The sequence below is a fragment of the Shewanella sp. SM32 genome (assembly GCF_025654235.1).
GTDB lineage: Bacteria > Pseudomonadota > Gammaproteobacteria > Enterobacterales > Shewanellaceae > Shewanella > Shewanella oncorhynchi.
Genome location: NZ_JAKKRO010000070.1, coordinates 1 through 24,592, shown reverse-complemented (window position 1 = coordinate 24,592; position 24,592 = coordinate 1). Strand labels below are relative to the sequence as shown.

The window sequence follows — 24,592 nt, the reverse complement described above, 5'->3', positions numbered from 1 at the left end:
GATTGCCCTTGGCATCGTTTAACTTCCCTATAGACACTAGAGCGATGACAATCAATGCATTTAGCTATGTGTGCTATCGAAAAGCCCTGTTCTAACAGTACGGAAATCTGGTATCGTCTTGCTTCGGTCAATTGTTGATAATTCATGGTGATACTCTTTTACTTTGGCGAGATAAAGCGTACCACTTTTCAGCAGTTGGCTTCTTCTACACCTCGATTAGAGTGTCGCAGTTATTATCTGAATTCTGGATTAACAACAGCCAGACCGCGACACCGAATCCCGCTAATACCCAGTATACGGCTTGCCAGCCAAAATAGGCCGCAGTGGCGCTGCCGATAAATGGTGCAAGCAAAGGCAAAAACACTACAGCCATAGAGACATAGCTATTAAATTTTACCAGTCGGTCGCCAAAGTAATGATCGCGGGGAATGCTACGGCACAATGCGCCTGCGCTGGCTGTGCCTAATCCTTGGATAAGGCTTGCCATAATTAGTTGGTTAAAGCTTGTGGCCTTCGCCGCGAATACAGCGCCTAGAATGAAAATTGCGATACCCACGATGAGTGGCATTTTGCGGCCAACGCGATCTGACACTGGGCCATACACAAATTGAAACATCCCGTAGGAGAGTAAGTAACAGGCCATCACGGCTTGTAGTTGGCTGGCGTCCACATGGAGCCCGAGTGCGATTTGTGGAAGGGCAGGTACAAAAATCGTCTGCGCCATTTGGCCACAGGCGACCATAAAGACAATCATTAACAGTAGGCTAGACTGACTCGCCGCTGGAGCGACATCGTGATGAATAGGAGAATGTGGCGTGCCTGACATGATATTTCCGAAAAAGGTCACTTAAGGTATTTGCGCGCATCTTACTCCCTAAAAGCGTAACTTCAAGTGTCAATCATATTGATTTAACGAAATAATTTTTAATGCGATGCATAAGTTTTTATCCTGATTTTAAGCTGTAAAGCTAAACTTACGATAGGTTATTTGTCTGTTAACTAGGTCGATGAGTTGCAAATGAATTAATACTCAGATTAACCCTTCACTGCCTATTTTCTTACATGGGAGTTTGCTTAAAAATATTGGCTATTAAGAGATTGGAGGTAAGTAAGTGGATAAGGTGCTTAATACAAGCCACCCTAAAAAAATCACGCTAAAAGGAACAAATAAGAAAGGAGATTGCGAATCGGCCTATCTCCTTATCTCCATTAATAGTCGCGACTAGCAAGATGCTATTTTTGTAATTTCTCTATGCCCGTTAAAATCTGATACCCCACAGTCACCCGAGGCGGTACGGGATAATTTTTATTGCTTAACAATACTATGCCAAGCTTTTGCGCGGGAATAAATGCTGCATAAGCGGCAAAACCGCCGGTTGAGCCGGTTTTATTAATCCACACATTTTGCTGCGGCGCGAGGGGCGGCACTATGGGTTTAACGGGCGTACTGCCAAATACGACTTTCTGAGTGTGACCCTTAAGTATTTTATCAAGATCAATAGGATATGAGTAATGCTCCCAAATCATATCTTGGGTCATCATGCCCACATCAAAGTATCCAGTATGAGTTTCATCAATAGCCGTTTGCAGTGGTTTGGGTAACGAATGTATATGCATATTGGCCTCAACAAATTGCAGTAAATCCTTGGCTGAGGTTTTAACGCCATAAGCTTCATCGGCTAATACCCCAGGATTGACTCGCACTGGCATGTCTTGCTTATCGTAGCCTTGGGCATAATCTGCCATTTTACTGCTCGGAACGTTAATGTAGCTGCTTGTCATGCCCAATTGTGGAAATAGTGTTTGCTCAAGTACTTGTGGAAACGTTTGCCCTAAACTCTGCGCGGCAATCATGCCGAGCAGCCCAATACTCGGATTGGCGTAATTTCTGTGGGTTCCCGCGGCAAATGACGGTTGCCAATGCTTAAGGTAATCCATTAACTCTGCGTTATTAGTGACCTTATCAGGAACTTGCATCGGCAAATCACCCGCTGTGTGGGTGGCTAAATTGATGAGACTAATCTTATCAAAATGACTGCCTTTTAATGCTTGAATATAATCACTGGCCATATCCGTGAGCGTTAATTTACCTTCGCCCTGTGCATAGTTAGCCAGTGTTGCGGTAAAGGTTTTACTGATAGAGCCAATCTCGAACAGGGTATCTTCAGTCACACTTTGCCCAGAGGTTTTAGAACTGACGCCATACTGATAAAAAAACTGCTTACCTTCTATGGTGACGCCAATCACTGCGCCGGGAATAGCGTACTCAGCCATCAGTGGTTTAACTGCGGAATCTACAATTGACTGGATGTCTTTGGTATTAAGCGTTTGGGCCGTAGTGACATTAGAAAATAGCGTAGCAGTGAGCAGTACGCCGCTTAATAACGGTATAGAAGCGATCGGGGCTTTTGGGTGCATAATTGACCTTTCATTGAGACTGTATTTGTAGAGTAGATTTTCGCATGATATTAGGGCAATTCCACACTAAGTTAAGTCATTACTGATATTTAGTTTCAATACTCTCCCAATAAGTAAGTTAAACGTTAATTTGGTCGGTTTAGTGTTGCATACTAAGTGGCAACACAGATTAATACATTACAGCTTTTTTAAGAGATGGTTGCTCTGTGCTCTTAAATTATCTCGCTGACGTTAGGCTGCAGATGAAACCATCAACCACTGACACCGGCCTTTTATCACGATAATGTATTGTGCGATTGCACCATTGATGGCCAAGGGATAAACTGCGCCACCGCGATAAAAAAGTGCTAACTGATGTGGTCGCGATCCTTAATAAGTTTGATAGAGAATTGGTTTTTATGGCTTTAGCCCCCCATGCAGTGCACCATTTATATCAGTACCGTAAGTCTATTTCGACTAAACCCTTTGGTGCCCGCGGTAAAAAACTGATCCGCTGTCCATTATGCCTCTTAGGTGAGCAGTTCTGTACCTGTGCGCTACGCCGTCAGTTAGATACTCACGCCAGTTTTCTGCTGATTATGTATAACGATGAGGTGTTAAAGCCGACTAATAGTGGACGACTCATAGCGGATCTTATTCCTGATACCCACGCCTATATTTGGTCACGTACAGAACCTGAAGCTGAGTTGCTTGCTTTGCTGAATTCGCCGCAATATCAACCCTATTTAGTGTTTCCTGCCCAGTATGCAGAGCAAGGGCAAACCGTACTGAACCAAGTGCCGATGTCGATATTGGCCGAAGGCAAACGGCCGCTACTTGTTCTGCTTGATGGCAGTTGGCGTGAAGCGATTAAAATGTTCCGTAAGAGTCCTTACTTACACTCACTGCCGTTGCTTTCCTTCGATCCCGACACGCTCGCGACCTATGCATTGCGTAAAGGTAGTCATGATTTTCAACTTGGCACCGCCGAGGTGGCATCATTGGCTTTAGGAGCGATTGGCGAAGCGGCTAATGGCAAAGCCTTAAGTACTTGGTTTGATTTGTTTGTTGAATCTTCCTTACTTGGCCGCAATCGCCGTTGCCGTGAGGACCTTCTGCCAATTACAGATTTTACCGATGCTTTTGAACTTGCCTTTGAACAAGCAAGTCGTAGTAAGAGTTAATCGATGTTGGATTTAATCTATTTTGAAAAAGGCTAGTTAACTATCTTCTTAAATAATAAATCCCCTACAGTGAGGGGATTTTTTATGTGTAGCAATTAACTTATAGGAACTTCATATTAAGAAGATACCTCGCACAAGCATAATTGTTTATACCGCGACTTCTTTACCATCTAACTTACGGATAACGACCGTAGCGGCGCGAGGGCGTAATGTCGTGCCCGCAGGCGTTTTTTCAGCGGCATTGGACGAATAAGGCCAATTACCGGGATGCTGAATGTTAGCAAAAACAGATGTGTAATCAGGGCTAATAGCAAAACCCGTAACCTCACAGTCGTTTGGTCCAACGAAGAAACGCTTTAATTCCATTTGGTTATCAGCCGTTACGCCGAGCTGTTTCTCTTGGCCATCAACAAGCGTTGAAGGCACTATTGCTAGCATCTGATCGTTGGTTTCTTCTGCGACCTCCTTGGCTCCATTGTCGGTTTGAACCCACAAAATACCGCGTTGATCGAAGGCCAAACCGTCTGGGCTGGCAAATTGGTTAAGATCCGTTAAGCCTGATAAGTTTGTCTCTGCGTTACCATCACTTGGTGATCCGAATACGAAGATATCCCATGTAAATTCAGTATCTTTGTCACTTTCATCCCAACGAATAATATGGCCAAAGTGGTTTTTCAATCTTGGGTTCGCTGGATTGGTTTCAGTTCGTTTTGAGTTGTTGGTCAGGGTCAAATAAATTGAACCAGTGAAAGGATCGACAGCACACCATTCAGGGCGATCCATAGGTGTTGCACCAACAAGATCCGCTGCGCCTGCTGTGTTCAAAATAATCTCGGCTAAGCTAGCGAAAGTATTGCCTAGGGTTTTTCCGTCCGTAGTCTGGCTATCTAAGGTTAAAGGCAACCAAACACCACCACCATTTGCATTAAACTTAGCTGCATATAAAGTACCTTCATTCATATACTTATCGCCAGTTTGTATGCGATTGCTGCTGTCAGCATCTTTTGCATCCCACGCCGCGGCCGAGACAAATTTATATAAGTATTCGAATTGTGAATCGTGACCAGAATAGAATACTACTGGCTTACCTTCGGTTAGCTTGCCAAAGGTACATCCCTCATGGCGGAAACGACCAAGCGCGGTACGTTTTACTGCGCGCGATGTTGGATTGAAAGGGTCAATTTCAACAATATAACCGTGACCATTCGCTTCATTACGATAGTCATCTTGAGCACTTGCGCCTTTTGGCGTGACATCAAAACGCGCGAACTCATCGAGACGTTCTTCATCATGACCTGCAAGATCATCCCAGCCATAACGTGTGCTGGTTTTGCTGATCCCAATGCGATTTTGCTCGGCAGTTAACGTACCACGGTTTGCGAAGTAGCCTGGCCAGTTTTCTTCACAGGTTAAATAAGTGCCCCAAGGCGTGTAACCATTGCCGCAGTTATTTAATGTACCGCGAGCCTGACTACCGTCGGGAGAGTAGCGGGTTTCGAGTAGAGAAGAGTAGGCGAGAGGACCGCTAATATCCATTACAGTCGCACCTGTGAATCGGCGGTTATGGTTATCATTGCTAACCACTTCCCATTGATTATTAACCAGTTTTATACGTACAACCGATACGCCATGGGCGTTGATTTCTTTACGTACCTCATCGATAATCGTGCGCAAACCTGAAGTAGGATCAAAAGTTTGTCCTGCAGGGTGTAATGCAACTTCATCAATATATTCATGGTTAATGCAAAGTAAACCGTCATTACCCGTATCATTTAATGGAAAGAAATGCATGCCATCGTGGTGCATACCGACTGAGTTCGCTTGGTCATCGGCAGTGTTACTACCATCGCTTTTCCATGGTGCTGCTTTTGCATTTAATGGCGTGCCCCATGGTGCAAGTACCTGCGCTGTATAGCCTTCTGGCACAACGACGGCATCTAAACGAGAACCCGCAACTGACGTAAAGTTTAGCTTGGCGGTACTTTTTGTCGGTGGCAAAGGTGTCACTGGATCAACAGGTTTTGTAACGGGTGTGTCATCTGATCCGCAAGCAGTTAAGCCTACACTGGCAAAAGCTGTCATAGCACTGAGGCCTAAACCACTTTTTACGAAGTTACGGCGAGATAAATGTTTATCCAACACTTGGTTAAATGGCTCGTTATTACTTTTATTATAAAGTGTAGGATCAAAGGTGGCCTTACTCATATATTACTCCGGCTAGTACGATGGATTAAATTTCGTGACTAAGGCTAAAGTATCAATATGACAATAAAGATGATTTTATATTACAATAATACTGCAGTGAGCAATAAACCCGATATGCTATAAAAATGTTAACCAGCAGTTTGCTATGGTCTAAGCTGCTGAGGTCAAAGTACCTCAATTAGGATTTTTATTCTGCTATGATGTCAAATGTTGTGTCACAGATAAAAATATATAATGTGAAATTATTTTTTTAATTATTTTCAAGCTTAAATTATTTAAATAAATTAAATATAAATTACTGAATATCATTTTTATTCATAAACATGATAAATTTATTTTAACGTTATAATTTCTATTTAATTTTTAATAAAAGACTAACTGATCCTTATCGAGTCATGATCTAGTTTAGTCTCTTGGTTTTAAATAATGGCGGAGTGATCGAGGATCGGTATGGCCAGTTCTGGCCATAATGTATAAATGATCTTTATCATTTTCATGGAGTTGAGTGACACAACCACTACGCAAACTGTGGGCACCATAAAACTTTGCAGGTAGGCCCGCTTTTGTGCAATATTTTTTAATTATGCGATAAATATCGTCTCCCGTGAGAAAACCACTATTTTTATGTAAACTTGAATTAGCTTCAGAGTGATGTTCTACTATTTGATAAGGGCGTAAATATTTCCCATCACGGGAAAGCGATCTAAATAAATGTCCATCCTCTATATTGGCGAGTGATAACCAATTTTTTACCGCGTTGAGTGCTGCAAAAGGTTCATGATCCGGCAGGTCTTTCCATTCCCGTTGACCTTGCTGATTACTCTTCGAATAAGGTAGGCGCACTTTTAGCTTATTGCGTAAAAAACTGACATATTGAACTTTTATATCTGCAAGTTCAGAACGGCGAAACCCACCTTGTAATCCTAACTGAATAATGGCTTTGTCTCTTGCTCGGGTTAATGGCTGCACTTGTTCATCGATAGCTTGAATGAGCATTTCCACTTCATCATACATAATCGGTTGTTGATCATAATCACTCACATGGCGAGATTGATTTCTGCTTAAACCGCGCATCACTCTGATCACCAGTGGGTGCTCGGTAGGTGAGTGGAATCCCGCTTGAATATGGTGGTAGCGTATCGCCGCGAGTCGAGTCGTTAATGTCTGTTTAGAAAGTTGTACTCCAGTACTCTCTTGGATCAATTCTTTCTGATGACCAATAAATGAAATCACGCTACGGGGATCTGCGGGAAGGGCCTGCAGTTGGTGTTCGGCACAATAACGGCTAAATAGACTAAAGCTCGTATTATAAACACGGCGGGTGTTGGCTGAAATTTCATATTCAGTTTCTTCGGCAGCACTTAAATAATCACTTCGAACAGATTGTGGCAGGAAAGTCTCTTCAAAAAAACGTGGCTGTTCAGCATGGTTATTATTGTGATGTTCTGATCCAGTCACTCTTTCATTCGATACATTGGTGTTATTTTGAGCGTTATTATTTGTCCGGATCATTTTAGACATGCCGTTGAAGTCACCTGATATCGAATTAAGAAGGCGTAATTATACGCAAATCACGACTACATCTACCAGTGATAATCGTCATTATCACTGGTAGAGTGCTTATTTGTTCAAATAAACTTCTGTTATCGGAATAGGGCGTATTAAATAGCATTTAGTTGGTTTTTTTAGTTTAAAAAATAGCCAAGATAAAGCCGTTTGAACAATGGCGATTAATTATGCGGATATAGAATTAAAAGCAAAAATAGTATGAAATTCGTACTTTCTATATGCGGTGGTTTCGAACTTGGTTAGCCAAAGAATCACAACTTTAAAGAATGGTTTAACCATTTTATTGACTTTGTTGAATGGAATGCCGCTAAACTAGGCTTGTCTATTGGATGAAATTTAAGCTAATAAGTACGACAGCTTGCTAGGTATTTGACCTGATACGAGTTGAGTTATTCTTCCTAAAGTAAAAGGAAAGCACAAGGAATCGATATCAAACACAAAAAATGGTTGAACCATATATTAATACTTGTCGATTTGTACTAGCATGAGGACCGATTTATTTCATCTGCATTAGACACATGCTTAGCTAAAGAAACGTATTTATGGAACCGCAAGCCTGGATATATCAACAAGACAAACCAACAGCAGGGAGAAAATTATTATTGCTTGAGGAAGCAGAATTAATTTTTGCCTTACCCTTAATTTATCGCCTTATCAATCCTGAAGCTGTGGCATCTAAACCGGATTGGTTTTGTGACGCTGAGTTACAAACGGTTTCCTATACTAAGTTGGTAACACAACTAAATGAATTAGTCCGATTACGCAAAAAGGCACAGCGGATCGACAACGAGCTTACTAATGTAAACAAAATGCTCAATCAGTATTTTACTGATTTTGGCTGGCGTATGGTTCGCAAAGAATTATCTCAAATAAAAAAACGGCAAAAAAAGTCTCATATTGAGCTGAGCAGGGATATTATTTTGAGGTTAAAACGTTATATGGCAACTCAAAAGTTAGACAGTTTTGACCAAGCCATTGATACCCTATTGTCAGAGCATAATGAAAATATTTCGCTTAATGTTTTACAACATACTGATGAGGATGTTGTAGACGACATTGTTGATGAATAGAACAAAATAACCGCGGATCTATGTTTTGAAGAATATGATTTTAAAGTTGTTCTATTGCCTAAAATGGATTATCTAATAAGGGTAAGTTAGCCGTGACTTATCTGTGCAGACACGTAAAATTACTGTTAAGATCTTATGTTTACGACTAGATAACGCGGGGCATTAGAGATGAGTTTAAGTATTGCAAACGATAGGAAAATTGCGGTTTTATGCCGAATTGAACCTGGCTGTCTCGGACCTGATGGCGTAGATCATATTGAGGCTTTTTGTGCTTTAGCCCAGAAAGCGATGCAACATTTTGACGTCGATGTCGGCACTTGGGTATTGATCCCAAGATATGATAAAACCTTAGAAGAGATGCAATATAGTCTTGCAAATAAGCTGCTTTCGCGTGAGCAGGCAACTAAATATTTAGTCTCTATAGGGCGTGACATTGATGGTTTTGAAGAAAGATTTCAGGACAAACTGACGTCGCTGATCAATCTATATCTTGCTAGAAAACCTTAAATGCTCAATTTATCGGAGATGTATTTTTTGCTGAGATTCATCTGACGTCTTGTTTTTTTATAGGAGATATCGGATCGAATTTTTACAAATCGGTTTTATTTTCATATTTAATTGCTGACTAAAAAAGTAAATTAATTATATATTAATCATTGTGTTGCAATGAAATCTGCACCTATAATTACGCTCCTGATGAGCAGTTAAGTTGGCTTGAAAACTCAGTTGTTGCTAATTAACTCCGTAAAGTACGTCAAAATTTGCTAGACTAGTCGACTCACTTAATGCTGAATCTTTTTCTTGCGGTATGCCCGAATTTTGTGGGTGGTAAGGATAAGTGTAAAGGACGGTTGATGTTCAATCCCATTCCGGAAACCAATCCATACGTTAGTTTGTTGCAGCAGGATTTCGGTTTTTCTGAATTTCGTCCTGGCCAAGCGCAAACGATAACACAGCTGTTGGCGGGGAAGTCGAGTTTAGCGATTTTTCCGACGGGTTCTGGTAAATCCCTTTGCTATCAATTTACAGCATTGCAGTTACCCCATTTGAGTTTAGTGATTTCGCCTTTACTCGCCTTGATGAAAGATCAGCTGGAATTTTTACAATCTAAGGGAATTCATGCGGCCAGCATAGATTCAACCTTAAGCGCCGAGCAGAGTCAGCAAGTGATGACAGATGCGCGCTCTGGCAAACTGAAAATTTTAATGGTGTCGGTGGAACGTTTCAAAAATGAACGCTTTAGGCAGTTTATTCAATCGGTTCCGCTGTCTATGTTGGTCGTAGATGAGGCGCATTGTATTTCAGAATGGGGCCACAATTTTCGGCCTGATTACCTTAAATTACCCGATTATCGGCGCGAACTTGAGATCCCGCTGGTACTGTTACTGACGGCCACAGCGACACGTAAAGTGAAACTGGATATGGCCAAGCGCTTCGATATTGCGCCCGAACACATAGTACAAACGGGATTTTATCGACCCAATTTAGATTTGACAGTTCTGCCCGTGTCGACTAAAGAGAAAAATGCCTTACTGGTTAACCAGATAACATCATTCTCAGGTGCTGGTATTGTGTATGTGACGTTACAGCAAACCGCCGAAACAGTCGCACGACTCTTGTGCCAACAAGGCATAGTCGCCAGTGCTTATCATGCTGGATTTGAAGATGAAAAACGTCAACAAATTCAAAATGATTTTATGCAGGATAAGCTGCAAGTGGTGGTAGCTACCATCGCCTTTGGTATGGGAATCGATAAGAGCAATATCCGTTTTGTGATCCACTATGATTTGCCTAAATCCATTGAAAACTACAGTCAAGAAATCGGCAGAGCAGGGCGTGATGGTGCGTTATCCCATTGTGTGACTTTAGCCAATCTTGACGGACTCAATACCGTTGAAAATTTTGTGTATGGCGATACGCCTGAGCGAGAAGGTATAGCGCAAGTCATTGAAGCTATTCGTCTTGAACAAGATTCTGGTCAGTGGGAATGTCAGCTTAATGGCGTGTCGACGGCGAGTAATATTCGCCAGTTGCCATTAAAAACGTTACTTGTACAGCTAGAAATTCTAGGTGTGGTTAAGCCGTTATTTGCTTACTACGCCGATGTTAATTACAAATTTTTAGTGGATAAACACGCCATTCTGAGCCGATTTAATTCCGAACGGCAGGCGTTTTTGACGCAGATTTTTAATCATACGCAGATGAAGAAAATATGGGGCGCGTTAGATTTTGATGCCTTGTACAATGCGACGGGCCATGAACGCAGTCGCGTGTTGGCCGCGCTGGAATATTTAGCTGAACATCAGTTGATTGAATTAGAAACCAAACGAATTACCGATGTGTATCGGGTGGATGTTGCCGCATTAGCGCGTCCGGAACTCATCGATGAGCTGTACCATTATTTTATTGATAAAGAGCAGAAAGAAATTGCGCGAATAGCGCAGTTAGTCCGCTTTTTTGAACTTGAGACGTGCTTAAGCCACAATTTATCCCGTTATTTTGATGATAATGAGACGCCGGCTATCTGCGGTCATTGCAGTGTCTGCCGCGGTCATTTCGCTAAGTTGAGTTATTCGACGGAACCGACTTGGCCGACAGATCTGCAGATGTTGGCTGATTTACATGAGTTGAAGCATCATTTAACGGCCAAAGGTATTGATGCTTTATCACTTGATACCTATTGTCGTTGCCTAGCTGGTATGTCAGTTCCTTTGGTTAGTCGTTTTCAAGTGCGTAAGTTGAGTGGTTTCGGCCGCTGTGAAAAATTGAGATATGCTGAAATTAAACAGAAAGTTGAGTCACTGTTGTCGCAACTAGATGATAAAAGAGTTGAACATGAATAAGGCCGTAAAAAAGATGTTAGCCACCCATGAACATTTGGTTCACTCTGAAGGTGTGACTGTGGTTTCGCATATGCAGAGGGAAAAGGCGGAGTGGATACAACATACTGTTATGATTGAAGATTGTGACGTGCCGTTTAAGTTTAGACGGGTCAAAAAGTATCGTAATCTGCAAGGGCAAAAGATCAATGTCATCTATTACCCAGAGACAGAAACTGTGGCAGGTTTTGAAATAGAAATTATGCAAGTCGTTAGAATTAAACGATTCTAGTTAATGCGCTTCGAGTCTTTGCTTTTATTAATCAGCAAAGACTCGAAGCGCATTTGATTGATGATGCAAGAGTTAAATTCGGCTATTTACTTGGAATATTGATAGGTTGAATCTACTTTCCAAGTTCTGAAACGCAGTTCAGCGCCTTCTGGTAGATAAAACACCTTAGGCAAGCGACTGTCGTAGCGCATTTTTAGCTCAGCTGGAATACGTACAAAAGCTTCTTTCTTCGCCAATTCGAAACAGGCCATCATAGTGCTTGGGCCTTCAGCTATTTCATCCACTTGATAGTAGTTATAACCCCAACCTTGCACTGTCAGTTCCTTCAATTCCCCGTTTAATCCATGCTTATTGCAATCAACCATTTGAGTCTGACCAATTTGGATTTCGACCATGTAGTCATCTTCGTTTTCTAATTTAGGTAAACTTAAAATGTGCTGCACCATACCTGCTGCCGGAGCAGGGAACATCTTAGTGGCTTCCTGTGCGCTGTAATCTTTTGAATCGAAACGTTGAATACTGATCATAGGCGCATTTAACCCTGTTGGATGTGGTGGGCTCACCGCCGCGGCATTGAATGACAATACTGCAAATGCAAGGGGAACAGCGCTAACGCTAAATAAGGTCTTCAATTTCATTTTATTTCTCCTAATCGAACTGAATTGATGTCGATAAATTTGTCTGTGTTCTGCTCCCTATAAACGCAGCAGAGGTAAAAAGGGTTAAATTATTCAATAAAAAATCGATTTTTTACCCAAATAATTTTTATCAATCTGAATAATAAGGGTTAATTACGCTTTCTAATGACTTATTTTGTTAAGTTCGCAGCTATTTCAATTCTTTGCTGTGGCTGTTTTATGACTCCATATCATGCGAAAAATATACGAAACAGCCTAGATAAAAACCTTAAAACTTGGATTTCAACTTGCACTGAAAAGCCACCGCTGTGTCTGTCTATAACTGCATAAGGCTGTAATAAAGCCAATCTAACTCTGCTATGTGAGCTGTTTTTACTCATAAATCAAGCGCTAATCCATTAAACCTTGCCTGATATCCTTTGCCTAGTCTAGCTGCCTATCTTAATTCACATATCAGTGTCTCGACTGATGGCAGGAGGGCAGATGCATTATGGGGATTCAAATACACGTTTAAAAGTTTGAAAACAGTATATCTTGATAAATAGTTAATTCGATATTCATATATTTTGATTTTCAAACTATAATTCAAGCGACGAGTTTTTCACCATTAATAGCGATAGAAATGGAACAGGGGCCATACAATGAAATCAATGACAGCCGAGCAAGCGATAGGGCATCAAGCTACTACGGGAAGCCGCCAAGGGCACTCACTCGCCCAGTGGCAGCACGCCCATGAGTTTTCCAGTCAGAACCGCGATGGCGAGAAGAACACTCGCTATGTACTGTATTTAACCGTGATCACTATGGTGGCTGAAATTGCTGCCGGAACCATCTACGGTTCTATGGCACTGCTCGCCGACGGTTGGCACATGGGAACCCATGCCGCGGCCTTTATGATCACGTTATTCGCCTATTCGTATGCCCGTAAACACGCTAACGATCCTGCATTTGCTTTCGGTACTGGCAAAGTGAGTGTGCTTGGCGGTTATACCAGCGCAATAGCGCTAGGACTTGTGGCACTGGTGATGTTGATTGAATCGGGAATGCGACTGATTAACCCTGAGCAAATCCATTTTAACGAAGCCATATTTGTGGCTGTCATAGGTTTGAGCGTGAATGTGCTGAGTGTATTTTTACTCAAAGATCACCATACCCACGACCATGGGCACACTCATGGTCATAGTCACGATCATGGACATCAAGATGATCATGAAGACGAGCATGCTCATCACAGCTGCGAAGCACACTCCTCCCATGACGATCACGTCCATACGGCTCATTCACATGGTGCGGGTCCACATTCACATGATGACTCACATGCACACGATGAAAGTCATCAAGATCATAGCCATTGCCATCATAAACAGGAGCACCATGCTGCTGAGCATGAGCATGAGCATGAGCATGAGCATCAGAAGGCACACGGTGGTCATGATCACAACCTACGCGCCGCCTATTTTCACGTATTAGCCGATGCGTTAACGTCAGTGCTCGCCATTGCGGCCTTGTTGTTTGGTAAATACATGGGACTGACTTGGCTCGATCCGGTTATGGGTATAGTGGGTGCTGTGATTATTAGCCGTTGGTCATGGGGACTCATTCAGCAAACGAGTCCTATCTTACTTGACGGTGGTGTTAAAGCGTCATTGCAGCGTAAGGTCGTGGAAACCCTTGAGGCCGTACCGGATCATCAAGTGGCCGATTTACATCTTTGGCGAGTGAGTGCCGATCACCATGCTATTATGGTGTCTATCGTGTCCCATTCACCGAAAGATGTCAGTTATTTTAACCAGTTACTGTCACAATTTCCTGAATTGGCCCATATCACTATTGAACTCCATACTTGCCATCAGCGCGAGTGTATGGCTAAGGAAGCCTAAATGACTGTTGAACATCATCATTCATCAAACCTGAATTCAACGGCCGCTCATTCAACAGATCATGCATTAAATCATGTGATTATTGAATTTTACGAAAAGCTGTCGTCTTGGGAACACGCCATTGTGCGTGACAAAGGTTTTAGCCTATCGCAGGTGCACACCATTGAGTTACTCGGCGTGCACGGCGCTATGAGGATGAAAGAACTGGCGGATAAAATTGGTGTCACAACAGGCACACTAACGGTCCAAATCGACAAAATGGTAGAAGCTGAGTGGGTTGTACGTCGTCCCCATGAAACCGATCGTCGTTCGATTCTGGTGGAGTTAACCGAAAAGGGCCAAACTTTGTTCCTCGAACATGATGCATTACATCTACAACTCACTACAGATCTCACCGCTAAAATGAGCAGTGAGGAACGAATCGTACTGCTCAATTTGTTGTCTCGTATGAATAACGAGTTTTAATTTACCCTATTTCATCCACTAAAAAGCGTCCCTCGTGGACGCTTTTTTATAGCACGACATTTTTAAAAACGCGATTCATTCTAGATTAATCATCTGCTATTACAGTACCTTACCTTTTGTTACATTCTTGTTGGATTAATAGTTGAACTGGATATTAATTAAGGTAATGTAAGGGCAGATCTCAAGATGGACTTTGTTTAAAAGGAATAGAATGAATAATAAATTACTGCCTTGGTGCATTGCAGGAGTGCTCGGTATGAGCGGTCAACTTCACGCAGAAGAAGATACATACATTTGGTTAGAAGATGTTGAAGGCGCAAAGCCGATGGAATGGGTGAAAACCCAAAATGCTGCATCTGCCGCCGAAATTAAAGCGTTTAAAGGTTTTGATACCTTAGTGGCGAACAGTCTCGCCATCCTGAACGATAAAGAACGCATTCCCTACGCGACCCACATTGGCGACAAGTTATACAACTTTTGGAAGGATGACACCCATGTGCGCGGTATTTACCGCCGTACTACCATGGAAGAATATGCTAAACCCGATCCCAAATGGGAAACCGTGCTTGATATCGATGCCCTAGGTAAAACTGAATCCGTCAATTGGGTATTTAAGGATATTAGCTGTCAGTATCCCGAAAATGAGCGCTGTTTTGTCTCACTTTCCCGCGGCGGTGCCGATGCAGTGGAAGTGCGAGAATTTAATTTAAATACTAAATCCTTTGTTGCCATCAAAGATAAGCCATTCTTTTTGAAAGAAGCTAAATCAAGTCTGAGCTGGATAGATAAAGACCACGCCTTTGTCGGTACTGATTTTGGTGATGGTCAAAGCATGACTGACTCAGGTTATCCACGGGAAGTGAAACTCTGGCAACGTGGTACAGCACTCGAGCAAGCGAAGCCGATTTTCACTGGTGACAAAACCTCAGTCGCAGTATCAGGCTGGGTTTTATTCGATGATAAAACGCCGCTGAGTTTAGTCACCGAGGCACATACTTTTTATACCGCCAGCCAATATGTCTATCAAGATGGCAAACTCATAGGGTTGCCATTACCTCAAGATGCTGAGATTAAAGGTTATTTTAAAGGTAAGTTATTTATTGAGTTAAAGAGCGATTTAACCAATAAAGACGGTAACTTTAAGCAAGGCGCGGTCGTGTATGCCGATGTGGCGGATCTTATCGCCCAGAAAGCCAAATTCAGTTTATTTGTGAGCCCGACTCAGACCGCATCGATAGCGCAACTTAGTTTTAGTAAGAGTGCGATTTTCGTGAATTGGCTCGATAACGTGAAAAGCAAATTAGTGCGGTATGAGCAAGACGAAAAGGGCGCTTGGCAAAGCACCCAAGTCCCATTCGAAGCGAATGGCGCCCTGACGGTAATGGATGTTGAGCAAGACAGTGATAATTTTTTCGTGAATTACACCAGTTTTCTTGAGCCTTCAAGCCTCTATACGGTTAATGCAAAAACCTTAAATCCGAAGAAAATTAAAGGTATGCCGCAACAGTTTGCTGCGGATAAGTTTAAAACTGAGCAATACTTTGCGACGTCTAAAGATGGCACTAAAGTACCCTACTTTGTGGTGATGGCTAAGGATCTTAAGTTAGATGGCACTAATCCTACGCTACTTTATGGCTATGGTGGGTTTGAAGTCTCACTGCGTCCATCCTATTCGGCCACCATTGGTAAGAACTGGTTAGAGCAGGGCGGCGTCTATGTGTTATCTAACATTCGTGGCGGTGGCGAATATGGCCCAGCTTGGCATCAAGCGGCGTTAAAGCAAAATCGACATAAAGCCTATGAGGATTTCGAGGCAATAGCGGAAGATTTGATTGCCCGTAAAATTACATCAAGTAAACATTTAGGCATCCAAGGTGGCAGTAACGGTGGCCTATTAATGGGGGCGGCATTTACCCGCAGACCGGATCTGTACAACGCTGTCGTGTGTCAAGTACCTCTGCTTGACATGTTTAGATTCAATAAGTTACTCGCCGGTGCCAGCTGGATGGGTGAATACGGTAATCCGGATATTCCTGAGGAATGGGCTTACATTAAAACTTACTCTCCGTACCATAATCTGCATAAAGACGTGCATTATCCAAAGGTCTTTTTCACCACATCGACCCGTGATGATAGGGTTCACCCAGGTCACGCCCGTAAGATGGTTGCTAAGATGAAAGACATGGGAATTGATGTCTTGTACTACGAAAATATTGAAGGTGGCCATGCCGGCGCTGCAGATAATAATCAAGCCGCGGAACTTAATTCAATGGCGTTTGCCTACTTATTACAGCAATTAAGATAATTACCGCTGGGTTAGCATGAATTGTTAACTCTTCACTGGTAAAACCGAGCAAGACCCTAATAGGTTGGGGAGCAGAAAACGGTCGAACTTATTGAGGTTCGGCCGTTTTTTTAAGTTTATTATTTAATGTTAACAATACCCACAGATAATTTGAGCCATTGCCAAGAGCTTGCTACTATTGCGAAAAAATTTCACTGTCAAAGGCCTAAGACTACCTTAAGAATACTAAGTTATTCTCGACAAACAACTAATTTGAGTGAGAGCTATCAGTGTTAGCAAGATTTAAGACTCTATCGGTGAATCGATTCACTTTTATCACAGCGTTATTTTACGTCTGTATTTTCAATATCCCATTGTTTGGCATCATTAAGAAAGGCATTGAAAAACAACCTGATGTCGATCCTATCTTCATCGCTACTGTGCCGTTGTTTTTAACCTTTGCACTCAGTTTTATATTTTCCTTATTTACGGTAAAGTATCTCGTTAAACCGTTTTTCATCTTACTCACCTTGTTATCATCGAGTGTGTTCTTCGCTGCCTATCAATACAATGTCGTCTTCGATTACGGCATGATAGAAAACACTTTCCAAACCAATCATGCCGAAGCGTTCATGTATGTGAATTTTGCTTCGATAATGAATATGTTACTGACTGGGATTTTACCCGCGTACCTTATCTATAAAGCGGATATTCAGTACAAACCTTTCCTAAAAGAACTACTGCATAAAGTGCTTTTTATGCTGGCGATGTTGGCAGGACTGGGCATTATTGCTTTCTTCTATTTTCAAGATTACGCGGCCTTTGGCCGTAACAACGACGAGCTAAAACGTTATATTGTGCCGACGTATTTTATCGGTGCTGTGTCTAAGTACATCAATGTGCAGTACTTGCAAACGCCAATGGAATATCAGCAACTTGGCCTCGATGCAAAAAATGTCAGTGCCAACTCAAATGGTAAACCGAATTTATTAGTTCTAGTCGTGGGGGAAACCGCGCGTTCAATGAGTTATCAGTATTATGGCTACGACAAGCCAACCAACGCCCATACCCAAGGCCAAGGATTAATAGTCTTTAAAGATACCCATTCATGTGGCACGGCAACGGCGGTATCTTTGCCTTGCATGTTTTCTCGCATGGGACGGGAAGATTACGATTCACGCCGTGCCTATGCTCAAGACACCGCCGTTGATGTGTTGGATCATGGCGGTATTAAAGTGCAGTGGTTTGACAATGATTCTGGCTGTAAAGGGGTGTGTGACCAAGTTGAAAACATAACCATTGATTTGAACAGTGATCCTAAGTTGTGCACTGGCCAATATTGTTTCGACCAAGTGTTACTGAACAAATTAGATGAAGCCTTAGCCAACGCAGAACGCAAAGATACTGTGATTGTATTGCATGTCATTGGTAGTCATGGCCCGACTTATTTCTTACGTTATCCAGCAGAACACCGTAAGTTCACTCCGGATTGTCAGCGCAGTGATATACAAAACTGCAGTGAAGATGAGCTGATGAATACCTATGACAATAGTATTTTGTACACTGACTATATTATTAGCGAAGTGGTTAAAAAGTTAGAAAACCAACAAGATAAATTTGATCCAGCCATGTTGTATCTGAGCGATCATGGCGAGTCTTTAGGCGAAAAAGGCATGTATTTACATGGCGCGCCTTACAGTATCGCACCGATTGAGCAGACGAGCATTCCTATGCTTGCTTGGGTGTCAAAAGATTTTAGCAAAGATAATCAATTGGATATGGATTGTTTGGCTGAGCATGCGGCGAAAGGTGGTTTCTCCCATGACAATTTATTCGATAGTCTATTGGGACTAATGAATATCAAAACTGAGGTATATCAGCCTGAATTAGATATCTTTGCTCGCTGCCGTGGTTAATTGTGGACTTAATTGTCGCGAGGTTTAGCTCGTTCTAGTTGGTTCGGTACCGTGATGAGGAAGAGGATGGCAACATCCTCTTTTCTTTTGCTCCCTGTCATAATAATTGATTTCTCCCATATCCAAATTGAACCAGCTGAGTTAACTTAATGTATACAAAAACATAACAAATCTATGGTTCGCGATTTATGTCTTCTACTGCAGAAAATAAAGAACTTGATTCTGCCGCGCAAATTTTGCGTTTGGCCGTGCCGCAAATGTCTGCCCTCGATATTCCTGTTACTCCTGAAAATTACACTGTTTGGTATGAATATTTTGCAGGTACAAATCTCGATTTAAATCGCGCGATTGATGGTTTTTTGGCGAATTCTGTCTCTTTTACCAAGGAAGTTAATACCAGTCTTTATAAAACCTTTATCCAAGAACAGTCACCAGAAGTAATTGAAAATGTTCAGATTGAAACACAAATCTTGATCAATAGCCTGTTGAATAAAATCAGCCAGTTGAGTCAAGGAACCGCGGCATTTTCTGGCTCATTAGCCGAGTTTGGTTTGCGATTACAAACTAATCCCGATATCAATACCTTAAACGAGCTGGTTGATGGTGTGGTCGATGAGATGCAGATGCTACTTATCAACAACCGTGAGATGGAGCAAAGTCTGTGTACCATGGGTCAAGAAGTGCAAAATCTTAAATCTGAAATGGAAAATCTTAGCCTCGCGGCTATGACAGACCAATTAACGTCTCTGCATAATCGCCGCGCCTATGAATTGAGTATTCAGGATCAAATCTACCGTTCTCAAGATCACCAGACCCGCTGTAGTCTCTTACTGATTGATATCGATAATTTTAAAGCCTTTAACGACACCTATGGTCATTTAACGGGTGATAAAGTATTGGCCTATGTCGCATTAGCCTTAAAGCAATGTGTGCGTGGGGATGACTTTGTTGCGCGTTATGGCGGCGAAGAATTTGTGGTGGTGCTACCTAACACCCATTTTCACGACGCATTGCAAGTGGCTGAAAATCTGCGTGAACGTATTTCTGAGCGGCGCTTAACGGTAGGGAAAGACAAAAAGCTTTCCCTTGGCGCGATTACTGTCTCGATTGGGATGGCCTCATTGCAACAGGGGGATGATGCTGAAACGCTGTTTAGTCGCGCCGATAAAGCACTGTACCAAGCTAAGTCCGAAGGCCGTAACTGTGTTAGAGGCTGAGAACGTGGGGGCGAGTGTCGATGTTTCAAGGCGTTAAGTATTAGCTCGGTCGCTATTTCGTCAAATAATCATTTACTTAGGATAACAAAACGCCGCAATGATTTGCGGCGTTTTTGTTCGTCTGGGTAGGTGCTATTGATCACTGGGCGGTTTTAAATCCATGTGCATTTTGATCAAATGCTCCTCCATATCGAAGGTCACTTTAAAACCGAGACTTTTGGCAAGACTGGCCATATTGCGATTCTCAAACATGGTAAAGCCTGTGAGCACGGGCGTGTCGTTGGCCTGATAATATTTGATCAATTTTTCGAGTAACAACTTTCCTAACCCTATACCTTGATGATCGCCACGCACCGCCATGGCAAACTCGGCCTCGGTATTATCAGGGTCGATGGACGCACGCACGGCACCTAAGGTGATGTCATCGCCATCGGGTCCCTTAGCCGTGGCGATAAAGGCCATCTCACGGGCGTAATCGATTTGAGTTAATACCGCCATTTCTTCATGGGTCATTTTCGAGCGCACCCCAAAATAACGTTTGTATCTGTCTTCATCGGATAGCGAATTATCGAAGGCCAAATGTTTAGGTTCATCTTCGGGCAAAATCGGCCTTAGCATTACCTTAAGGCCATTTTTTAGCTCGGCGAATTCTTCTAATTCCTTCGGATAGGGCATGATGGCCATCCGCGATGAACTGTCGGCATTGGCATCATGCAAACGGATATTCACATCGAGCAGAGTGATGTTTTCACCCGCGGCCAGTACTGGGTTTAAATCTAACGAGGCGATTTCAGGGCAATCGATAATAATATGGGATATTTGCGTTAACATCACGCACAGGGCATTCATGTCTAGACCCAGTGGTAAATGTCTGTCCTTTAACTTATGGGTCTTTAACGCTTGGATCACCATATAACGCGCCAGTGCCATATTCAGGGGTGGCAGGGCAACGGCAGCATCATTGGTGGGGTCCCATTCTGAGCCACCTTCGCCAAGGCAAATCGCCGGACCAAAGACGGGGTCGCTTATCACGGCCACGCGGATTTCTTGCGCGCCAGCGGTCAACGCCATTTTCTGCACTATCATGCCTTCAATAATGGCTTCGGGATTGGCTTGATGCACCCTCTGGGTAATCGCATTCGCGGCGTGGCGGATATCTTCAGCCGAGGTTAAATTGAGCATCACTCCGTGCACATCGGACTTATGCAAGATGTTAGGGGATTGCACTTTTAACGCTAAGGGATAGCCCGCTTCATTCGCAATGGCCACCGCTTCATCGGCATCTTTCACAAACCAAGTGTCTATGGTGTTAAGCCCATAAGCCCGCAAAATAGGGCTGGCCTCATGGGTTTCCAGTACTGATTTTCCTTTAGCTTGAGCCGCTTGCAGTAATTTGCGCGCCGTGAGGCTATCTGTCGGAATATTGTCGGGGATCGATTGCGGCACTTCTTGCAGCAGTTTTTGGTTACGACGGTATTCAACCATGTGCATAAAGGCACCCACAGCACCTTCGGGTGTACGGTAGGTGGATATGCCGCCCTTAGTGAAGCGTTTTCGTGCCTGATAAGCCGAGTCTTCACCGCTCCAGTTCGTCAAAATATTGAGGCGATTCTTTTTGGGATGCGCGTGGATCACACTCACCAAAGCATCAGCTATCTCAACACTTTCACCGAGTGCTGAAGGGGAGTGCAAGACCAAAATAGCGTCAAGTTCATTGGAATCCATCAAGATAGTCAAAGCTTTAGCATATCGTGATGCGTTCGCATCACCAATAATATCAATGGGGTTTTGCCTTGACCAAGTATTCGGTAACACGGCTTCTAATTTGGCTATGGTGTCCTCTGATAACTCCGCCAGTTTACCGCCGCGCATAATGAGTTCATCTACCGCTAATACGGCAGGACCGCCACCATTACTGATAATCCCTAAGCGCTCACCTTGCAGCGGATTGGAATGCGCTAAACTTTCAACCGCGGCAAACAGTTCAATTAAATCGTTAACCCGCAACATACCTGCACGGCGAAACGCCGCTTCATACACTGCATCGTTACCGCCAACACCGCCCGTATGCAATTTTGCGGCGCGGGCACCTTCGGCGCTACGGCCCGATTTAATCACTAGAATTGGTTTATTGCGTGAAGCGGCTCGAGCGGCCGAGAGGAAATGGCGCTTCTCATTCACCGAGTCGATATAAAGCATGATGGCGCTGGTGCGGCTATCGCGGCCGAGGTAATCGAGCAGTTCGTCAAAGTTAATGTCGGTGGCATCACCGAGGGAGATAAAGGAGGAAAAGCCAATACCTTTGTTATTGGCCCAATCGAGTACCGTTGTACAAATGGCGGCAGATTGAGACACAAAGGCTATTTTGCCCGGTAGGGCGCTGGCGTGGGCTAAGCTGGCGTTTAATCCCAATGGGGGTAATAGCATTCCTAAGCTATTTGGCCCCAGAATGCGCATCCCATAACGCTTAGCATTTTGCATGGCAAGGTCGAGCAGGCTCACGCCATCTTCGTTAAATTCCTGTGCCATTCCCGCTGCCATAATAATGGCCACCTTACAGCCAAATTGCGCAAGGGTTTCAACGATGGCGGGCACACGGCAAGCGCGGGTACAAATAACCGCTAAATCGGGTTTGATGGGTAAGGCTTCAATATTGGGATAGGCGAGCACACCCATCACTGCCCGATACTTAGGGGTGACTGGCATGATAGGCCCCGAAAAACCACTCGATAGTAGGTTTTTCATCAGCACATTACCCGCGCGTTTTTCGGTATTCGAAGCGCCGATAATAGCAACGGAAGTCGGTTTAAATAAGGAGTTTAATGTACGTTGACTCATAAGCGATCCCATCCCAATCCATGACGCTTCCAGTGTAACCTAGGGTATGAGGACTGCACAGTTAAGTTTCGGGTTCCATTAAGACAAGTTTATTAGCAAATCATGAATTTACGGTAATTTACTGAGAATTAGCGCTCAATACTGAGGATTTCTATCGCGATAACTGCATTTTCCGCATTGCGACACGTAACAATGTGAATAATTTCACTTTCGTGTTTGAAAATCACCCAATATGAAACTACTTTTTAATCACTGTACAATTATTGTGAAGTCCATATGACATACAAGGATGGGGTCGTTGCGGTGCTCGCGGCAGGCGTTGGATATTCGCTGAGTTTGATGACATTGTGGGCTATCGGTCCGGTTATTTCTGTATTGATGATGTTGCTGTGGCAATTTTATCAGCATAAGCAAATGCAGTCAGTTCAACAGCATGATGATAAGTCCTTCAATAACCAACTTGCCGCAGATTGGCAAGCCCATATCAATCTGTATCAAGAGTCAATCACGACGCTTAACGGCTGCGAGGCTAACATTGACAGTGTGCTAGCGGTGCAAGGTGACGCAGTCAATTTGCTCGGTGAGTCATTCGATGGTTTAGGGCGGTTAATGACGGAGCAGACAGGATTTATTTCAGATCTCGTTAAGAGTACTGATGATGCTGAGTTATTCCATTCAGATCAAATGAAGCAATTTGCCAACAATACCTCAATGACGTTAGAGCGCTTTATTCAATCCACCATAGAAATGTCGGCATCAACTATGGAATTGTTGGAAAAAGTGAATCTCATCTACGAGTCTATGCCTCAAGCAATGAAAGCCTTGCAAGACATAGATCAAATCTCGTCCCAGACTAATTTGCTCGCTTTAAATGCGGCAATTGAAGCGGCGCGGGCGGGTGATGCGGGTAGAGGCTTTGCTGTTGTGGCAGATGAAGTGCGCGCTTTATCCACTCGTAGTGCAGGTTTTAGTGAAAGCATACAAAAACAGCTTAAATCAATTCAAATTCAGATTGAGCAATTAACCGTACACGTGAGTAAAGTCGCCGCCCAAGATATGACTTATATTATTGATGCAAAAAAGGATATAGATACTGCACTAAGGCAGATTATCGTTAAAGCAGAGAAGGATTCTCAAGTGATTGAACGTATCGATTCATCGGCACATGAACTAGAACAAGCCATCTCGGATACTATTCGGGGATTACAGTTCAGTGATATTACTTCCCAAAGCCTGATTTACACAAATCAGTCCCTAAACCATTTAAAAGAATCGCTCAATCGCGTCACCACTATGTCACAACAGGAGTTTGGCATTAAGGGGGATGACATCACAATACAAATGAGTCGCCGACGTCAGGAGACTCATAATCCCGTTTCAAGGGATCAAATTACCTGTGGTGAAATTGAACTCTTTTAATTAGGGATAACACAATGTCAAATATTAAAGTTATTTCATTGCCAGAGCGCTTTGACTTTTATTACCACAAGAAATTCACCAGTGATTATCAAGATATTTTAACGCTTCCAGAGGTTAACCATATTATTTTAGATTTTAGTCGAGTGCTTTACCCTGAAGGATCCCCTCATAAATCAGCCATAGCATAGCCATATTTGAGCAACTGATTGGCGAATAATACCCAGGCCGCCAGCAATTCTTTCTCCGTGATTTGATAATCAGGCCGCCTGAGTACCTCCAATCCCAAGCGAATCGTTGAGAGTACCGTTCGATGCCCAATGGTATTGGCCTGAAAATGCTTATCCCAGCCCTGTTGCTGTGCGTGTAAACCAACTAGCCACAACAGGCATTGAACCATCA

Annotated in this window: 17 protein-coding genes and 3 pseudogenes; 12 read left to right on the top strand and 8 right to left on the bottom strand. The window is 43.1% G+C overall.

Translation table 11 applies throughout. The annotated features are described in order from the left end of the window. From L5M10_RS20500 to ampC, 3 genes and pseudogenes are all read right to left on the bottom strand, one after another. Positions 1-146: helix-turn-helix domain-containing protein (locus L5M10_RS20500; RefSeq protein WP_263148938.1), on the bottom strand; the 146-nt coding region annotated here is incomplete at its 3' end. 101 nt (positions 147-247) lie between these two features. Next, positions 248-826, bottom strand: a pseudogene (locus tag L5M10_RS20495) (MFS transporter); the annotation flags it as partial. Between the two features lie 407 nt (positions 827-1,233). Then, positions 1,234-2,418 carry a class C beta-lactamase gene (ampC, locus tag L5M10_RS20490; RefSeq protein WP_131524053.1) on the bottom strand — a complete coding sequence of 395 codons (1,185 nt, stop codon included), beginning with the start codon at positions 2,416-2,418 and terminating at the stop codon, positions 1,234-1,236. Positions 2,419-2,816: 398 nt separating this feature from the next. Between ampC and L5M10_RS20485 the strand changes: the two genes are divergently transcribed. Continuing rightward, on the top strand, positions 2,817-3,581 hold the full coding sequence (locus L5M10_RS20485) for a tRNA-uridine aminocarboxypropyltransferase (protein WP_263255797.1): 765 nt from the start codon (positions 2,817-2,819) through the stop codon (positions 3,579-3,581). 147 nt (positions 3,582-3,728) lie between these two features. On the opposite strand, the gene L5M10_RS20480 is transcribed toward L5M10_RS20485, so the two are convergent. Further along, positions 3,729-5,786 (bottom strand): PhoX family protein, encoded by a 2,058-nt coding sequence (locus L5M10_RS20480; RefSeq protein WP_263148237.1) that lies wholly within the window; start codon positions 5,784-5,786, stop codon positions 3,729-3,731. A 405-nt stretch (positions 5,787-6,191) separates the two neighbouring features. Next, on the bottom strand, positions 6,192-7,307 hold the full coding sequence (locus L5M10_RS20475) for a tyrosine-type recombinase/integrase (RefSeq protein WP_263178336.1): 1,116 nt from the start codon (positions 7,305-7,307) through the stop codon (positions 6,192-6,194). Between the two features lie 590 nt (positions 7,308-7,897). Here L5M10_RS20475 and L5M10_RS20470 point away from each other — a divergent pair. The 4 genes from L5M10_RS20470 (at position 7,898) to L5M10_RS20455 (ending at position 11,536) form a co-directional block, all read left to right on the top strand. Continuing rightward, the gene (locus tag L5M10_RS20470) at positions 7,898-8,425 is read left to right on the top strand and encodes a hypothetical protein (RefSeq protein ID WP_263255796.1); all 528 of its coding nucleotides are present in this window, start codon (positions 7,898-7,900) and stop codon (positions 8,423-8,425) included. 168 nt (positions 8,426-8,593) lie between these two features. Then, a complete protein-coding gene (locus tag L5M10_RS20465) occupies positions 8,594-8,932 on the top strand; it encodes a hypothetical protein (protein ID WP_105252539.1) in 339 nt (112 codons plus the stop codon). A gap of 347 nt (positions 8,933-9,279) precedes the next feature. Further along, entirely contained in the window at positions 9,280-11,268 is a 1,989-nt protein-coding gene (locus L5M10_RS20460) for an ATP-dependent DNA helicase RecQ (protein WP_263255795.1), read from the top strand. Then, positions 11,261-11,536, top strand: coding sequence for a hypothetical protein (locus L5M10_RS20455; RefSeq protein WP_028759892.1), 276 nt, complete (start codon positions 11,261-11,263; stop codon positions 11,534-11,536). The genes L5M10_RS20460 and L5M10_RS20455 overlap by 8 nt, the downstream gene beginning before the upstream one ends. Positions 11,537-11,622: 86 nt before the next feature. On the opposite strand, the gene eco is transcribed toward L5M10_RS20455, so the two are convergent. Further along, positions 11,623-12,174 (bottom strand): serine protease inhibitor ecotin, encoded by a 552-nt coding sequence (gene eco, locus L5M10_RS20450; protein ID WP_263255794.1) that lies wholly within the window; start codon positions 12,172-12,174, stop codon positions 11,623-11,625. A gap of 641 nt (positions 12,175-12,815) precedes the next feature. On the opposite strand from eco, the gene L5M10_RS20445 reads away from it, so the two are divergent. The 5 genes from L5M10_RS20445 to L5M10_RS20425 all read left to right on the top strand — a co-directional run bounded on the left by L5M10_RS20445 (position 12,816) and on the right by L5M10_RS20425 (position 19,936). Beyond that, the gene (locus tag L5M10_RS20445) at positions 12,816-14,054 is read left to right on the top strand and encodes a cation diffusion facilitator family transporter (RefSeq protein ID WP_263181384.1); all 1,239 of its coding nucleotides are present in this window, start codon (positions 12,816-12,818) and stop codon (positions 14,052-14,054) included. After that, positions 14,055-14,519, top strand: coding sequence for a MarR family winged helix-turn-helix transcriptional regulator (locus L5M10_RS20440; protein ID WP_263181385.1), 465 nt, complete (start codon positions 14,055-14,057; stop codon positions 14,517-14,519). A 211-nt stretch (positions 14,520-14,730) separates the two neighbouring features. Continuing rightward, positions 14,731-16,824 (top strand): prolyl oligopeptidase family serine peptidase, encoded by a 2,094-nt coding sequence (locus tag L5M10_RS20435; RefSeq protein ID WP_263181386.1) that lies wholly within the window; start codon positions 14,731-14,733, stop codon positions 16,822-16,824. A gap of 269 nt (positions 16,825-17,093) precedes the next feature. Beyond that, on the top strand, positions 17,094-18,719 hold the full coding sequence (locus tag L5M10_RS20430; RefSeq protein ID WP_263181388.1) for a phosphoethanolamine transferase: 1,626 nt from the start codon (positions 17,094-17,096) through the stop codon (positions 18,717-18,719). A 188-nt stretch (positions 18,720-18,907) separates the two neighbouring features. Further along, positions 18,908-19,936, top strand: a complete 1,029-nt coding sequence (locus L5M10_RS20425) for a GGDEF domain-containing protein (protein WP_028759897.1) — start codon at positions 18,908-18,910, stop codon at positions 19,934-19,936. A gap of 132 nt (positions 19,937-20,068) precedes the next feature. Here L5M10_RS20425 and L5M10_RS20420 read toward each other — a convergent pair whose 3' ends face one another. Continuing rightward, a complete protein-coding gene (locus L5M10_RS20420) occupies positions 20,069-22,774 on the bottom strand; it encodes an acetate--CoA ligase family protein (protein ID WP_105252534.1) in 2,706 nt (901 codons plus the stop codon). Positions 22,775-23,050: 276 nt separating this feature from the next. Here L5M10_RS20420 and L5M10_RS20415 point away from each other — a divergent pair, with 276 nt between their 5' ends. Both L5M10_RS20415 and L5M10_RS20410 read left to right on the top strand, forming a co-directional pair. After that, complete coding sequence (locus tag L5M10_RS20415) at positions 23,051-24,193, top strand: methyl-accepting chemotaxis protein (protein WP_263255793.1); 1,143 nt, start codon at positions 23,051-23,053, stop codon at positions 24,191-24,193. A 14-nt stretch (positions 24,194-24,207) separates the two neighbouring features. Next, positions 24,208-24,357 (top strand): annotated as a pseudogene (locus L5M10_RS20410) (anti-sigma factor antagonist); the annotation flags it as partial. A 2-nt stretch (positions 24,358-24,359) separates the two neighbouring features. Here L5M10_RS20410 and L5M10_RS20405 read toward each other — a convergent pair. Then, positions 24,360-24,592 (bottom strand): annotated as a pseudogene (locus tag L5M10_RS20405) (IS4 family transposase); the annotation flags it as partial.